The sequence below is a fragment of the Pseudomonas sp. GM30 genome, assembly GCF_000282275.2.
GTDB lineage: Bacteria > Pseudomonadota > Gammaproteobacteria > Pseudomonadales > Pseudomonadaceae > Aquipseudomonas.
In genome coordinates, this window is the sequence record NZ_AKJP02000029.1 from 381,983 (window position 1) to 396,222 (window position 14,240).

At 61.9% G+C, this 14,240-nt stretch carries 14 protein-coding genes and 1 pseudogene; 12 read left to right on the forward strand and 3 right to left on the reverse strand.

From position 1 onward, the window contains the following. Positions 1–48 precede the first annotated feature (48 nt). Positions 49–708, forward strand: coding sequence for a glutathione S-transferase family protein (locus PMI25_RS23385; protein ID WP_007964527.1), 660 nt, complete (start codon positions 49–51; stop codon positions 706–708). 127 nt (positions 709–835) lie between these two features. Here the strand turns inward: PMI25_RS23385 and argH are convergent, their stop codons facing one another. Beyond that, the gene (argH, locus tag PMI25_RS23390; protein WP_007964526.1) at positions 836–2,230 is read right to left on the reverse strand and encodes an argininosuccinate lyase; all 1,395 of its coding nucleotides are present in this window, start codon (positions 2,228–2,230) and stop codon (positions 836–838) included. A gap of 323 nt (positions 2,231–2,553) precedes the next feature. On the opposite strand from argH, the pseudogene PMI25_RS30020 reads away from it, so the two are divergent. From PMI25_RS30020 to PMI25_RS23425, 8 genes and pseudogenes are all read left to right on the forward strand, one after another. Further along, positions 2,554–2,706, forward strand: a pseudogene (locus tag PMI25_RS30020) (sensor histidine kinase); the annotation flags it as partial. Beyond that, positions 2,703–3,449, forward strand: a complete 747-nt coding sequence (locus PMI25_RS23395) for a LytR/AlgR family response regulator transcription factor (protein WP_003229385.1) — start codon at positions 2,703–2,705, stop codon at positions 3,447–3,449. The pseudogene PMI25_RS30020 and the gene PMI25_RS23395, both read left to right, overlap by 4 nt. Before the next feature lie 137 nt (positions 3,450–3,586). Further along, on the forward strand, positions 3,587–4,528 hold the full coding sequence (gene hemC / locus PMI25_RS23400) for a hydroxymethylbilane synthase (protein ID WP_007964524.1): 942 nt from the start codon (positions 3,587–3,589) through the stop codon (positions 4,526–4,528). After that, positions 4,525–5,292 (forward strand): uroporphyrinogen-III synthase, encoded by a 768-nt coding sequence (locus PMI25_RS23405; protein WP_007964523.1) that lies wholly within the window; start codon positions 4,525–4,527, stop codon positions 5,290–5,292. The genes hemC and PMI25_RS23405 overlap by 4 nt, the downstream gene beginning before the upstream one ends. 16 nt (positions 5,293–5,308) lie before the next feature. Next, positions 5,309–6,451: a uroporphyrinogen-III C-methyltransferase gene (locus PMI25_RS23410; protein WP_007964522.1), complete on the forward strand. Its 1,143-nt coding sequence runs from the start codon at positions 5,309–5,311 to the stop codon at positions 6,449–6,451. Further along, positions 6,448–7,686 (forward strand): heme biosynthesis protein HemY, encoded by a 1,239-nt coding sequence (locus PMI25_RS23415; protein WP_007964521.1) that lies wholly within the window; start codon positions 6,448–6,450, stop codon positions 7,684–7,686. The genes PMI25_RS23410 and PMI25_RS23415 overlap by 4 nt, the downstream gene beginning before the upstream one ends. A gap of 218 nt (positions 7,687–7,904) precedes the next feature. Further along, positions 7,905–8,456 carry a disulfide bond formation protein B gene (locus PMI25_RS23420; protein ID WP_007964520.1) on the forward strand — a complete coding sequence of 184 codons (552 nt, stop codon included), beginning with the start codon at positions 7,905–7,907 and terminating at the stop codon, positions 8,454–8,456. Positions 8,457–8,642: 186 nt separating this feature from the next. After that, a complete protein-coding gene (locus PMI25_RS23425) occupies positions 8,643–9,101 on the forward strand; it encodes an Rsd/AlgQ family anti-sigma factor (protein ID WP_007964519.1) in 459 nt (152 codons plus the stop codon). A 75-nt stretch (positions 9,102–9,176) separates the two neighbouring features. On the opposite strand, the gene PMI25_RS23430 is transcribed toward PMI25_RS23425, so the two are convergent. Next, complete coding sequence (locus tag PMI25_RS23430; protein WP_007964518.1) at positions 9,177–9,842, reverse strand: FKBP-type peptidyl-prolyl cis-trans isomerase; 666 nt, start codon at positions 9,840–9,842, stop codon at positions 9,177–9,179. A gap of 192 nt (positions 9,843–10,034) precedes the next feature. Here PMI25_RS23430 and PMI25_RS23435 point away from each other — a divergent pair, with 192 nt between their 5' ends. Next, entirely contained in the window at positions 10,035–11,204 is a 1,170-nt protein-coding gene (locus tag PMI25_RS23435) for an AlgP family protein (RefSeq protein ID WP_007964516.1), read from the forward strand. On the opposite strand, the gene PMI25_RS23440 is transcribed toward PMI25_RS23435, so the two are convergent. Next, entirely contained in the window at positions 11,201–11,665 is a 465-nt protein-coding gene (locus tag PMI25_RS23440) for a TIGR02444 family protein (protein WP_007964514.1), read from the reverse strand. The genes PMI25_RS23435 and PMI25_RS23440 overlap by 4 nt on opposite strands. A gap of 50 nt (positions 11,666–11,715) precedes the next feature. Here PMI25_RS23440 and PMI25_RS23445 point away from each other — a divergent pair, with 50 nt between their 5' ends. Then, positions 11,716–13,626, forward strand: coding sequence for an ATP-binding cassette domain-containing protein (locus PMI25_RS23445; RefSeq protein ID WP_007964512.1), 1,911 nt, complete (start codon positions 11,716–11,718; stop codon positions 13,624–13,626). Then, a complete protein-coding gene (locus PMI25_RS23450; protein ID WP_007964510.1) occupies positions 13,626–14,207 on the forward strand; it encodes a mechanosensitive ion channel family protein in 582 nt (193 codons plus the stop codon). The genes PMI25_RS23445 and PMI25_RS23450 overlap by 1 nt, the downstream gene beginning before the upstream one ends. Positions 14,208–14,240: the final 33 nt, after the last annotated feature.

Sequence of the window (14,240 nt, forward strand, 5' to 3'; positions counted from 1 at the left end):
GATCTATAAACAGTGACTGCCCACCCCGCACGGCCTGGAGGCTATGTGATGTTCAAGCTCTACGGATTCGCTGTCAGCAACTACTACAACATGGTCAAACTCGCGCTGCTGGAAAAGGGCCTGGCGTTCGAAGAGGTCACCTTCTACCCGACGCCGACCCCGGAATCGCTGGCGATCAGCCCGCGCGGCAAAGTGCCGGTGCTGGGCGTCGACGCGGGGTTCATCAACGAAACCGCGATCATCCTCGAATACCTCGAACAGACCCAGAAAGGCACACCGCTGCTGCCGAGCGATCCATTCGAGCGCGCGCAGGTATTGGCGATTGCCAAGGAAATCGAGTTGTACATCGAGCTGCCGGGCCGCGCCTGTTATGGCGAAGCGTTCTTTGGCTCGCCTGTACCGGAGGCGATCAAGGAGAAAACCAAGGCCGAATTGCTGCTGGGTTTCGCGGCACTGGGTCGCCACGGCAGATTCGCCCCGTACGTGGCGGGCGACAGCCTGAGCATCGCGGATCTGTACTTCCTGTACAGCGTGCCGCTGGCCTGTGCGGTCGGGCAGAAGCTGTTCGGGATCGACTTGCTGGCAGAGATGCCGAAAGCCAAGGCGCTGCTGGAGCGGCTTGAGCAGAATCCACATGTGCAGAAGATTGCAGCGGACAAAGAGGCGGCGATGCCGGCGTTTTTGGCGATGATCGCTGCCAAAAAATGAATTTTATAGCGCTCTGAAGGAAGCCTTCGCGAGCAAGCTCGCTCCCACAGGGATTTTGTCGGCCACAAATTTTGTGTTTAACAAGAATCCAAATGTGGGAGCGAGCTTGCTCGCGAAGCTTTTGACCTTAGCGGCTGGCGATCAGGGCCTGACCGCGAACCACCGCTGCCTTGACCTGCGCCGGCGCAGTCCCGCCGATGTGGTCACGGGCGTTCACCGAGCCTTCCAGGGTCAGCACGGCAAACACGTCCTGCTCGATCTGGTCGCTGAACTGGCGCAGTTCTTCCAGGCTCATCTCGGCCAGATCCTTGCCAGTGTCCACGCCGTACTTCACCGCATGACCGACGATTTCGTGGCAGTCACGGAACGGCAGGCCACGGCGTACCAGGTAGTCCGCCAGGTCGGTCGCGGTGGAGAAACCGCGCAGGGCCGCTTCACGCATGATCGCGTGCTTTGGCTTGATCGCCGGAATCATGTCGGCAAAGGCGCGCAGCGAATCGCGCAGGGTGTCGGCGGCGTCGAACAGCGGTTCCTTGTCTTCCTGGTTGTCCTTGTTGTAGGCCAGAGGCTGGCCTTTCATCAGGGTCAGCAGGCCCATCAGTGCGCCGAAAACGCGACCGGTCTTGCCGCGTACCAGCTCCGGCACGTCCGGGTTTTTCTTTTGCGGCATGATCGAGCTGCCGGTGCAGAAGCGGTCCGGCAGATCGATGAACTGGAACTGCGCGCTGGTCCACAGCACCAGCTCTTCGGAGAAGCGCGACAAGTGCATCATCGCGATGCTCGCGGCCGAGCAGAATTCGATGGCGAAGTCGCGATCGGAAACGTTGTCCAGCGAGTTGCCGCCGACGGCGTCGAAGCCCAGCAGTTGTGCGGTGTATTCGCGTTCGATCGGGTAGGTGGTGCCGGCCAGCGCGGCGCTGCCCAGTGGCATGCGGTTGGTGCGCTTGCGGCAGTCGACCAGACGCTCGTAGTCGCGGCTGAGCATTTCGAACCACGCCAGCATGTGGTGGCCGAAGGTCACTGGCTGAGCAGTTTGCAGGTGAGTGAAGCCGGGCATGATGCTCGCGGCTTCGCGCTCGGCCTGCTCCAGCAGGCCTTTTTGCAGGCGGGTGATCTCGGCCAGGATCAGGTCGATTTCGTCACGCAGCCACAGACGGATGTCGGTGGCGACCTGGTCGTTGCGGCTGCGCCCGGTGTGCAGTTTCTTGCCGGTGATGCCGATGCGATCGGTCAGGCGCGCTTCGATGTTCATGTGCACGTCTTCGAGGTCGACGCGCCAGTCGAACTGGCCGGCCTCGATTTCGCCCTGAATGGTTTTCAGGCCGTCGATGATGCTGTCGCGCTCGGCATCGGTCAGCACGCCGACCTTGGCCAGCATGGTGGCGTGGGCGATCGAGCCCATGATGTCGTGGCGATACAGGCGCTGGTCGAAAGTGACGGAGGCGGTGAAGCGGGCGACGAAGGCGTCGACGGGTTCACTGAAGCGGCCGCCCCAGGACTGATTGGTCTTGTCAGTGCTCATGAATTCGCTCGTATCGGCTTGAAGAAAGAAGGCGTGAAACGCTGAAGCGGATAATAACAGGGTTGCCAATCCTGTCGCTGACACCGGTCGATACGTTTTTTTCTCATCTGCTCATTCATAGTCGGCGCTGTCTGCGGGGGGGTTGCGCAAGGATATTTTTCGATTGAGCAATATCGGCCCGGCAAGCGTCTACAGTTGGACATAAGGGTCGGCGCGACTGCGGATCGCGCAAAGGTCTTGATGCCGACTATAAGAAGAGGGGGTGGGTGGTTTTGTCCTTTGGCATACCCCGTGAAAAACGCAGGAAACAGCGGGCTTTGAGCGGTACGACCCGGACACTGGCAAATATTGGTGGCCGACGTACGGCACTTTTTGGCGCTCGGGCTAGTCTTAGCGTGGATCGCGGTGACGGACGTCACTTCACCTGTCTACGCTATCCTTGTGCGAGACTCACGCAGGAATCCAGCGCAATATGAATGTCCTGATCGTTGATGACGAACCACTGGCTCGCGAGCGCCTAAGCCGAATGGTAAGCGAGCTCGAGGGTTATACAGTCCTGGAGCCCAGCGCCACGAATGGCGAAGAGGCGTTGGCGCTGATCGACAGCCACAAGCCGGATATCGTGCTGCTCGATATCCGCATGCCGGGCCTCGATGGCCTGCAGGTTGCTGCCCGTCTGTGCGAACGCGAAACGCCGCCGGCCGTGGTGTTTTGCACCGGCCCCGATGAATTTGCCGTGGAAGCCCTGCAGGCCAGCGCCGTGGGCTATGTGGTGAAACCCGTGCGAACCGAACATCTGCATGACGCCCTGAAACGGGCTGAACGTCCCAACCGGGCCCAGCTCTCGGCCCTGACCCGTCCCGCCGCCGAAAGCGGTAACGGCCCGCGCAGTCATATCAGTGCCCGGACCCGAAAAGGCATCGAGCTGATCCCGCTGGATCAGGTGGTCTATTTCATTGCCGATCACAAATACGTGACCTTGCGCCATGAAAGCGGCGAGGTGCTGCTGGATGAGCCGTTGAAAGCCCTCGAAGACGAATTCGGCGAGCGTTTCGTGCGTATCCACCGCAACGCGCTGGTCGCCCGCGACCGCATCGAGCGTCTGCAACGCACACCGCTGGGGCATTTCCAGCTATTCCTCAAAGGCCTCAATGGTGATGCGCTGATCGTCAGCCGTCGGCATGTGGCCGGTGTGCGCAAGATGATGCAGGGCCTCTGACCCGGTCTTCGCGCACGGTTTCACGTTCTTCTGCCGGGCATTGCAGGCCAGGGAGGCCACGCCGTTTCTGATTCAAGTCAAAGTGGATTTGGCTGAGCTGTTATTATCCGCCGTATCTATTCAGTACGGATTGATCCATGTCCTCTCGCGAAATCCGCATCGCCACCCGTAAAAGTGCGCTGGCCCTCTGGCAGGCCGAATACGTCAAAGCCCGCCTGGAAGCGGCCCATCCGGGTCTGCTGGTGACGCTGGTGCCCATGGTCAGTCGCGGCGACAAGCTGCTCGACTCGCCGCTGTCGAAAATCGGCGGCAAGGGCCTGTTCGTCAAGGAACTGGAAACCGCGCTGTTGGAAAACGAAGCCGACATCGCCGTGCACTCGATGAAAGACGTTCCGATGGACTTCCCCGAAGGCCTTGGTCTGTTCTGCATTTGCGAACGCGAAGACCCGCGTGATGCCTTCGTTTCCAATACCTATCAAAGCCTGGATGCGCTGCCTGCCGGCGCCATCGTTGGCACCTCCAGCCTGCGGCGACAGGCGCAGTTGCTGACCCGTCGTCCTGATCTGGAAATCCGCTTCCTGCGCGGCAACGTCAATACTCGCCTGGCCAAACTCGATGCCGGCGAGTACGACGCGATCATCCTCGCGGCAGCCGGCCTGATCCGTCTCGGTTTCGAAGATCGCATCACCTCGGCCATCAGCGTCGACGACAGCCTGCCGGCCGGTGGCCAGGGCGCCGTCGGTATCGAATGCCGCAGCGCCGACACGCCAATCCACGCCTTGCTCGCACCGTTGCATCACGCCGACACCGCTTCGCGTGTGACCGCTGAACGTGCCCTCAACAAACATCTGAATGGTGGCTGCCAGGTGCCGATTGCCTGCTACGCCGTGCTTGAGGGTGAGCAGTTGTGGTTGCGTGGTCTGGTGGGCGAGCCGAGCGGTGGCAAGCTGCTCAGCGCCGAAGCGCGTGCGCCTCGTGGCGATGCCCAGGCGTTGGGTGTGCGAGTCGCCGAAGACCTGCTCAGCCAGGGCGCCGACGACATTCTCAAAGCGGTGTATGGCGAGGCAGGTCACGAGTGACTGGCTGGCGCCTGCTGCTGACGCGCCCTGCGGATGACTGCGCGGCGCTGGCCGAGGTGTTGGCCGGGCAGGGGATTTTCAGCAGTTGCCTGCCGCTTCTGGACATAGCGCCGCTGCCGGTCTCTGACAAGAAACGTCAGGCGCTGGCGCAGCTGCCGGGTTGCAGCGCGGTCATTGTGGTCAGCAAACCGGCGGCGCGGATTGCGCTTGATCTGCTGGACGCTCATGGGCTTCAGTCGCTGTCGATGCCGTGGTTCAGCGTCGGTGCGGCGACTGCGCAGATTCTTCGCGATCACGGTCTCGACGTACACTTTCCCGCCGACGGCGATGACAGTGAAGCCCTGCTGCAATTGTCGCGTCTGCGCGAGGCGGTCACCGGGCCCGGCGCGCAGGTGTTGATCCTGCGTGGCGAGGGTGGTCGCGAGCTGCTCGCCGAGCGCCTGCGCGCGCTTGGTGCTAGTGTCGAGTATCTGGAGTTGTATCGGCGTGACCTGCCGGCTTACCCACCGCAAGAGCTGCCGCGACGGATTGCTGCGGAACGCTTGAACGGGCTGGTGGTCAGCAGTGGACAGGGTTTCGAGCACCTGCGCCAGATGGCTGGCGATGCCTGGCCTGCGATTGCGCAGCTGCCGTTGTTTGTTCCAAGCCCGAGGGTCGCCGAGCTGGCACATGCCGCCGGGGCCCGAACAGTTGTGGATTGCCGCGGCGCGAGTGCCGCGGCTTTGCTGACGGCGTTACGGGAGCATCCCGTGCCCGTTCTCTAATGCAAAGGATGGATACGTGAGCGAAACAGCCTTGCCTAAAGATGATGTCCAGCCTGTGATTGATGCCCAGGTTGAAACTCCACCGCCGGCCAAAGAGCCGCGCCGAGGCAACGGACTGGCCATTGTCGCCCTGTTGCTCGGCGCTGCCGGCGTAGCGATCGGTGGCTGGGGTGTCTGGCAGGTGCGTCACCTGCAGAGCAACACCGCACAACAGTCAGGACAGGTACAGGCGCTGAACGATCAGGCGCAGAGCCTCAAGCTCAACGAACAGCGCCTGACCGAGCGCCTCGCGCAACTGCCTGGTGCCGATGAACTCGCCGAGCGTCAGCGTCTGGTGACGCAACTGCAGGGGGATCAGCAGCGCCTCAACCAGCGTCTGGAAACCGTTCTCGGCGCCAGTCGCAAGGACTGGCGTCTGGCCGAGGCCGAGCATCTGCTGCGTCTGGCGAGTCTGCGTCTTTCGGCCTTGCAGGACATCAGCAGCGCTCAGGCGCTGGTGCAGGGCGCCGACGAAATTCTGCGTGAACAGAACGATCCCGGCTCCTTCGCCGCCCGCGAGCAAGTGGCGAAAACCCTTGTCGCCCTGCGCAGCACCGAGCAGCCGGATCGCACCGGCCTGTTCCTGCGCATCGGTGCCTTGCGTGATCAGGTCATCGAACTGACCGAGCTGGCGCCGGAGTACAAGGATCGTGGCGAGTCACTGCTGGGCCTGACTGCTGATGGCGATGGTGCCAGTCGCTGGGCGCAGTGGTGGGATCAAGTGTCGCGCTACATCCGCATCGATTTCAATGCCGACAAGAATGTGAAGCCACTGCTGGCCGGGCAAAGTCTGAGCCAGGTGCGTCTGGCCCTGAGTCTCGCGCTGGAGCAGGCGCAGTGGGCTGCGCTCAATGGCCAGGCGCCGGTCTACACCCAGGCAATGACCGAGGCGCGGGACGTGCTCAAGGGCAATTTCAATCCGGATAATCCGCAGAGCAAAATCATGCTCGAACAGGTTGCCGAGCTGAGCCAGCAACCGGTCACGGTCAAGATCCCGGACCTGACCGGCACGCTGAGCGCGGTGCAGGCTTATCTGGAACGCCGCAACGTCAACGCTGAAGAATCGGTCAAACCGTTCGCCAAACCTGCCGCCAACACTGCGCAGGAGACCACGCCATGAAGCGCCTGTATGTGATCGTGTTTCTGGTGATCGCGGCGACAGCGGCGCTGGGCCTGGCGATTGCCGAGCACTCCGGTTACGTGCTGATTGCCTACAAGAGCTTTCGCTATGAATCGAGCCTGTGGGCGGCGCTGGCGTTGATCGCAGTGTTGTGGCTGCTGATCTGGGGCATCAAGGCCCTGGTCGAGCTGGTCATGGCCTCCAGTGGCGTGGTCAATCCGTGGTCGCGCCGTAACCGTAGCCGGCGGGTACAGGTGGCCATCGAACACGGGCAGCTGGATCTGGCCGAGGGTCGCTGGGCCAGCGCGCAACGTCACCTGTCTCGCGCCGCCGAGGCCGAGCGCCAGCCGCTGTTGTATTACCTCGGCGCCGCACGCGCGGCCAACGAACAAGGCAAGTACGAAGAGTGCGATCAGTTGCTTGAACGTGCGCTGGAGCGCCAGCCGCAGGCCGAGTTGGCGATTGCCTTGAGTCATGCGCAGTTGCAGACCGATCGTGGTGACACCGACGGCGCCCTGGTGACCCTGCAGGCGATGCACGAGCGGCATCCGCATAACGTGCAGACCTTGCGACAGTTGCAGCGTCTGCATCAGCAACGCGGCGACTGGTCGGCGGTGATTCGCCTGTTGCCGGAACTACGCAAGGACAAGGCTTTGCCGCCAGCCGAACTGGCTGAACTCGAACGACGCGCCTGGGGTAACAACCTGTCGCTGGCGGCACACCGCGACGAAGACGGCAAGGTCGGTCTGCAGTCACTCACCCGTGCCTGGGAGCAGTTGACTTCCGCGCAGCGTCAGGAGCCGGCGCTGGTGCTGGCATACGCTGAACAACTGCGTCAGCTGGGTGCTCAGGTGGAAGCCGAGGAAGTCCTGCGCAGCGCCCTCAAGCGCAAGTACGACAGCCATCTCGCGCGTCAGTATGGGCTGGTGCGCGGCAGCGATCCGGCGCGTCAGTTGCAGGCCGCTGAAGGCTGGCTCAAGGAGCATCCGGCGGATCCGAGCCTGTTACTGACCCTCGGTCGGCTCTGCCTGCAAACCAGCTTGTGGGGCAAGGCACGGGATTATCTGGAAAGCAGTCTGCGCGTGCAGCGCAACCCGGAAGCCTGCGCCGAGCTGGCGCGCCTGCTTGCGCAGCTGGGTGACACCGAGCGCAGTAATCAGCTGTTCCAGGAAGGTCTCGGATTGCTGGATGAGCGCCTGCTGGCCGCGCCGTTGCCGGTGCCGGTTCACGCCTGATATCGCGAGGGAGCATGCTCCCTCGTCAACGTTCAGTGAGCGAAAAATTACCTGTGGCGGGCGTCTTGGGCAAAGTCCTACAACGGGATACACCTTTTCTTCTCGCGCCTGTCGGGTTTTCCCTACACTTCTGGTGAACTGTCGCCATGCACCTGCCTTGAAAGGCTGACAAGCTTTCCTCTACCGTAACTGCCTGTCTCCACTGTTACGGAAAAGCCATGTCGTTGGCCTGTTCACGCTCCTTGTTTTTCACGGCTTTCACTGCAGGCGCACTGGCCCTGGGAGCTTCCTATTATCTCGAATACGCGGTGGGGCTGACGCCCTGCAGCCTGTGCCTGGCGCAACGCTTCTTCATGGCGTTGCTGGCAGCCTGTTGCGGGCTGGCGGCGATCCACGGCCCACGGCGTGTCGGCCTGTCGCTCTATTGGGCTGCCGCGCTTGGCCTGAGCCTGGCTGGCACCACGGCGGCCTGGCGGCAGGTGCTGTTACAGAGTGATCCGCTGGTGCAAATGACCCGTTGCGCGCCCGATTCCGAAGCGCTGTTCAGCAACCTGCCGTGGTTGTGTGCAACGATGCGGATGTTCAAGGGTGGTGTCGATTGCGCGGAAATTTCCTGGACGCTGTTCGATTTGAGCATCCCGGAATGGAGTCTGCTGTTCTTTGTGGCGATGTCGATCCTGGCGGTCTATCAATTGCTGCGGCTGGTCTGGAGCGCTCTGCAGCGACCGCTCAGCGGCGAAGCGTCGCACCACACGCTGGTCGGGGATTAAACACTTGTATGAACTTTATCTCCTGCGTACCTTGAAGCCATAGGCGTGCGGGCATAATCTGGCCCGCACGTGTCATTGGATTTATGTTGCTCGATGACGCTCTGCCCGGTCGGCCTCCAAGCGATAAAAGCCAGAAGAGGGGCGCGGGTGTAGAGCAGCATGACCCACAAGGGAAGAGAGATCGCCATGCTCGAAAGTTGTCAGAATGCTCAGGAACGCTGGGGTGGAGTTCATCTGCTGATCGACCGCTGGTTGCAAGAGCGTGAAGATCTGATCGGTGCCTACGACAAGTTGGGTGACAAACCACAGGCTCTGTCCGAGAACCGTAAACCCTTGCTGGAATTCTGCGGCGTGCTGGTCGATTACGTCTCGGCCGGGCACTTCGAGATCTACGAACAGCTGACCGGTGAAGCCAAGGCCTTCAACGACAAGCGTGGTCTGGAACTCGCCGAAACCCTCTACCCGCGCATCGACGTCATCACCGAAAAACTCCTCGCGTTCAACGACCTTTGCGATGAAGGCAAATGCGTCGCCGAGAAGTTCAAGGAACTGGGTGGCCTGCTGCACGAACGCTTCGAACTGGAAGACTGCCTGATCGAAGTGCTGCACACGGCGCACAAGCAGGAAGATCCGGTTCAGGCCTGATTGGTTTTTCGAAAGCATAAAAACGCGGTGCGCCGAAAGCGCACCGCGTTTTTTATGCCGGCGAGTCGGCGTCGGTCAGCTCGTTGCACCGCGCAATTCGACTTCAAACACCAACGGTGTGAACGGCGCGATCAGGTCGCCCGCACCGTCGGCGCCATAGGCCTGATCCGATGGAATCACCAGTCGCCACTTGGCACCCACCGGCATGTTCTGCAGTGCGGTACGCCAACCGGCAATCACGCTGTCGAGGCTGAACCATTGCGGCTGAGTGTTCTGATCGAACACTGTGCCGTCCGGCAGACGACCGACATACAGCACCTGGACTTTGCCATCGGGGCCGGCCTTGGCACCGGTGCCCGGTGTCAGCTCGGTCAGCAGGATGCCGTCGGCCAGTTCCTTCACGCCCGGCTTGGCTTTTTCGGCGGTGAGAAAACGCTGTTCGTTTTCCATCGCGGCATCGCTCGACGGCTGCGATGAGTGTTCGGCGTTCTGCGATTCATGATCGGCGAGGATCTGCTCGATCCGTGCTTCGCTCAGTGCCAGTGGCTTGCCTTGATAGGCCTGCTGCAAACCGTCGACCAGTGCTTGAATCTGCAGTTGCGGCACTTCTTGGCGCAAGCGTTCACCGAGGCTGGCGCCGAGGCTGTAGGCCAGATCGTGAGCATCGTTCGCGGTGGTTTTTTCCTCGGCCTGGGCCACGGAAAAAATCATCCAGAGGGATAAAAAAAGGTAGCGCGACATGGGCACTCTCCGTCCTGAAATGCGGGCGATTATGCCAGCGCGAAGGTCTGCAACGGTGAACTGCTTTTGTCTTTGTGCAGAACATTTTCGCTGCGTTGCAACGCAACGGTTTCGTTACTGTCAAGATGACCTAGCGGCGGTAACTGCAGAGGTCTAGTATGAGCCGCACTCACGTCAGCCAGGAGGTAAACCATGTCGGCCACCAAGAAGCCTGTAAACACTCCGTTGCACTTACTCCAACAACTCTCGGGCAGCCTGCTCGAGCATTTGGAAAACGCTTGCTCCCAAGCCTTGGCTGATGCTGAAAAACTGCTCGCCAAACTGGAAAAGCAACGCGGCAAGGCGCAAGAAAAACTGCACAAATCCCGCACCAAACTGCAGGACGCAGCCACTGCCGGTAAAGCCAAGGCGCAGAACAAGGCCAAGGCTGCCGTCAAAGAACTCGAAGACCTGCTAGATGCGCTGAAGGATCGTCAGTCCGACACCCGTGGCTACATTCTGCAACTCAAGCGCGATGCCCAGGAAAGCCTGAAACTGGCCCAGGGTGTCGGTCGTGTGCAAGAGGCCGCCGGCAAGGCACTGTCCTCCCGCGCTGCCAAACCTGCAGCAGCGCCTGCGAAAAAAGCGCCAGCCAAACCGGCTGCGGCGAAAGCCCCGGCGAAAACTGCTGCAGCCAAACCAACGGCAAAACCAGCGGCCAAGGCACCGGCTAAAACCGCCGCCAAACCTGCTGCAAAAACCGCAGTGAAAAAACCGGCTGCGGCGAGCGCTGCAAAACCGGCCGCACGCACTGCTGCTGCCAAGCCTGCAGCGGCAAAACCGGCTGCCAAGCCAGCGGCAAAACCAGCTGCCAAGCCAGCGGCAAAACCAGCTGCGCGCAAAGCCGCTCCGGCCAAAACCGCTGCTGCCAAACCTGCTGCCAAAATCGCGGTTAAACCGGCTGCCAAACCTGCGGCGAAAACCGCCGCTGCAAAACCGGCTGCCAAGCCTGCAACCAAACCGGTCGCGGCAAAACCTGCTGCCAAGGTTGCTGCCAAACCAGCGGCCAAGCCTGCCGCTAAAACCGCTGCCAAACCTGCAGCAGCAAAACCTGCGACCGCTGCGGCCAAGCCTGCTGCCAAACCGGTAGCCGCAAAGCCAGCCGCTAAACCAGCCGCCAAGCCGGCTGCCAAACCTGCCGCGAAAAAACCGGCTGTTGCCAAACCCGCTGCGGCCAAACCGGCGACTGCACCGGCTGCCAAGCCAGCCACTCCGGCGCCGGCCGCTGCACCTGCTCCAGCTGCTTCTACCTCGACCACCACGACGGCGCCAACGCCAGCCGCTGCGTCGAGCGTCAGCAGCAACCCGACCAGCGCTTCCTAAGCGCCGGTTGCCGCGACGCGCAGCACGTGCAGCGCGTCGCGGTTCGGGCTGGCGGTCGATCCCGCCAGACTCTCCAGCCATTGCCTCGACGCTGAGACGTCATCGCGCGGCCAGGCCTGCGCAATCTGTTCCAATTGCCACAGCAGATGCCGTTCGGCTTCCAGCTCCAGCGCTTTCATTTGTTCTCGCAGACCCTTGAGTATCGGATCGTCTTCGGCCAGGGTTTTCCATTGAGTGCGCAACGCACGCAGTGGCTGCACCACCTCCACGTCCCAAGGCCCCACCAGTTCTTTCAGCTGTTGCACACGTTGTTCGGTGCAGCTCACGTGGCGTTGTTCAAGCCATGAACCGCACAGCAACAGGCACACATTGGCGCCTGCCGTTTGCAGTTGCAGGCAAGCGTGTTCGACACCCGGTCGGGCGTAGGTGGCAAGGGAAAAGCTCCACAGGTCAGAGGACATCGTGCTACTCGCGCCAGTTGTGAGCGAAGCTGGTAGACTCCGCCGCCATTATGATCCGACTTCAGAACCTGACTTTACAGCGTGGCCCGCAACGTCTGCTAGAAGACGCCGAGCTGACCCTGCACGCCGGCCATAAAGCCGGCCTCATCGGTGCCAACGGCGCCGGCAAATCCAGCCTGTTCGCCTTGCTGCGCGGCGAGTTGCACCCGGACTCGGGCGATTGCCTGCTGCCGGCCGACTGGCGTATTGCGCACATGCGCCAGGAGGTCGACACCCTCGAGCGCCTGGCGGTCGACTATGTGCTCGATGGCGACCTGCGTCTACGTGAGGTACAACGTGACCTCGCCGTCGCCGAAGCGGCCCACGATGGTACGGCTCTGGCCCGTTTGCACGCCGAACTCGACAGCGCCGACGGCTATACCGCCGATGCCCGCGCCCGAAAACTATTGGCAGGCCTCGGGTTCACCAACGAGCAGATGGATCGCCAGGTAGGCGATTTCTCCGGTGGCTGGCGGATGCGTCTGAACCTGGCGCAGGCCTTGATGTGTCCGTCGGACCTGTTGCTGCTCGACGAACCGACCAACCACCTGGATCTCGACGCGATCATCTGGCTCGAAGAGTGGCTGAAAAGCTATCCGGGCACCTTGCTGCTGATTTCCCACGACCGCGACTTCCTCGATGAAGTGGTCGATCACGTGGCGCATGTCGATCAGCGCAAACTGACCCTGTACCGGGGCGGCTACACCGCGTTCGAACGCGCCCGTGCCGAACGTCTGGCCCAGCAGCAACAGGCCTACGAGAAGCAGCAGGCGCAACGTGCGCACATGGAAAGCTACATCGCCCGCTTCAAGGCCCAGGCCACCAAGGCCCGTCAGGCACAGAGCCGGATCAAGGCCCTGGAACGCATGGAAGAGCTGTCGGCGGCCCACGTCGATTCGCCGTTCGACTTCGTGTTCCGCGAGTCGACCAAGATCTCCAGCCCGCTGATCGACCTGTCCGATGCACGTCTGGGGTATGGCGATAAAACCATCCTGGAGAAGGTCAAGCTGCAACTGACCCCGGGTGCGCGGATCGGCCTGCTCGGGCCGAACGGTGCCGGTAAATCGACCCTGATCAAAAACCTCGCCGGTGAGCTCGAGCCGCTGGCCGGGCGCTTGACCCGTGGTGAAAACACCGTGGTCGGCTATTTCGCCCAGCATCAGCTCGACTCGCTGGATGCCAAGGCCAGCCCGCTGCTGCACTTGCAGCGTCTGGCGCCGACCGAACGCGAGCAGACCCTGCGCGACTTCCTCGGCGGTTTCGATTTCCGTGGCGCACGCATTGACGAGCCAGTGCTGAATTTCTCCGGTGGCGAGAAAGCGCGTCTGGCGCTGGCATTGATCGCCTGGGAACGGCCGAACTTGTTGCTGCTCGACGAACCGACCAACCACCTCGACCTGGAAATGCGTCTGGCGCTGACCATGGCGCTGCAGGAATTCAGCGGCGCGGTATTGGTGGTGTCTCACGATCGGCACTTGCTCAAGAGCACCACCGACAACTTCTACCTGGTCGCGGACGGCAAGGTCGAAGAGTTCGATGGCGACCTCGAAGACTACGCGCGCTGGCTGGTGGAATACCGTCAGCGTAACGCCCCGGTCAGCAACACCCCGGTCAACCCGGACAAGACCGACAAGAAGGCCCAGCGCCAGGCGGCTGCCGCGTTGCGTCAGCAACTGGCGCCGCACAAGCGTGAAGCCGACAAGCTCGAAGCCGAACTGGGCAAGCTCCACGAGAAACTCGCCAAGGCCGATGCCAGCCTCGGCGACAGCGACATCTACGAGCCGGCGCGCAAGAACGAATTGCGTGATCTGCTGGCAGAGCAGGCCAAGCTGAAAGTGCGCGAAGCCGAACTGGAAGAAGCCTGGATGGAAGCGCTCGAGACGCTGGAAAGCATGCAGGCGGAGCTGGAGGCGCTGTCCTGATGGAAGCGTTCAAGCTGCCGCTGCCGGCGATGTGGGTCGAGCCGATCTGGCTCGGCGTGCAGATTCTGCTGATCCTGTTGGCCGGTTACTTCGCTCAGCGTGTCGTCGCGCGATTCCTCACCCGTCTGGGCGAGCGCTATCCGTTTCCGCCGCAGTTGCTGATGCCCCTGCGTGGCGTATTGCGCTGGCTGATCATGGGCAGCGCGGTGATTTTTGTGCTGGAGCGCCTCGGCGTATCGGCCACGGTGTTGTGGACGGCGCTGTCGGGTTTCGTCGCGGTGGCGGCGGTGGCGTTCTTCGCGATGTGGAGTGTGCTGTCGAACCTGCTTTGCGCGATTCTGATCTTCACCGTCGGCCCGTTCCGCCTGGGCGATGTGGTCGAGCTGGTGGACACCACCGACAAGCCGGGTGTCAAAGGCCGGGTGGTGGCGATCAATCTGCTCTACACCACATTGATCGAAGCCGAGGAGCTCGGGACGGGCAGCGCCATGGTGCAAGTGCCGAACAGCCTGTTCTTCCAGCGTTCGGTGCGGCGCTGGCGCGGGAGTGATGTGTTTCCTTCGAGCGGGTTCGAGAAGTAGATTTTCCAGGCAAGATCAAAAGATCGCAGCCTG

Bases quoted from the DNA above. Each gene is read 5' to 3' on its own strand.
- PMI25_RS23415 (WP_007964521.1), top strand. From the start codon at position 6,448: ATGAAGCGCCTGTATGTGATCGTGTTTCTGGTGATCGCGGCGACAGCG.
- PMI25_RS23430 (WP_007964518.1), bottom strand. From the start codon at position 9,842: ATGTCGCGCTACCTTTTTTTATCCCTCTGGATGATTTTTTCCGTGGCC.
- PMI25_RS23440 (WP_007964514.1), bottom strand. From the start codon at position 11,665: ATGTCCTCTGACCTGTGGAGCTTTTCCCTTGCCACCTACGCCCGACCG.
- PMI25_RS23435 (WP_007964516.1), top strand. From the start codon at position 10,035: ATGTCGGCCACCAAGAAGCCTGTAAACACTCCGTTGCACTTACTCCAA.
- PMI25_RS23450 (WP_007964510.1), top strand. From the start codon at position 13,626: ATGGAAGCGTTCAAGCTGCCGCTGCCGGCGATGTGGGTCGAGCCGATC.
- PMI25_RS23395 (WP_003229385.1), top strand. From the start codon at position 2,703: ATGAATGTCCTGATCGTTGATGACGAACCACTGGCTCGCGAGCGCCTA.
- PMI25_RS23445 (WP_007964512.1), top strand. From the start codon at position 11,716: ATGATCCGACTTCAGAACCTGACTTTACAGCGTGGCCCGCAACGTCTG.
- hemC (WP_007964524.1), top strand. From the start codon at position 3,587: ATGTCCTCTCGCGAAATCCGCATCGCCACCCGTAAAAGTGCGCTGGCC.
- PMI25_RS23385 (WP_007964527.1), top strand. From the start codon at position 49: ATGTTCAAGCTCTACGGATTCGCTGTCAGCAACTACTACAACATGGTC.
- argH (WP_007964526.1), bottom strand. From the start codon at position 2,230: ATGAGCACTGACAAGACCAATCAGTCCTGGGGCGGCCGCTTCAGTGAA.
- PMI25_RS23420 (WP_007964520.1), top strand. From the start codon at position 7,905: ATGTCGTTGGCCTGTTCACGCTCCTTGTTTTTCACGGCTTTCACTGCA.
- PMI25_RS23425 (WP_007964519.1), top strand. From the start codon at position 8,643: ATGCTCGAAAGTTGTCAGAATGCTCAGGAACGCTGGGGTGGAGTTCAT.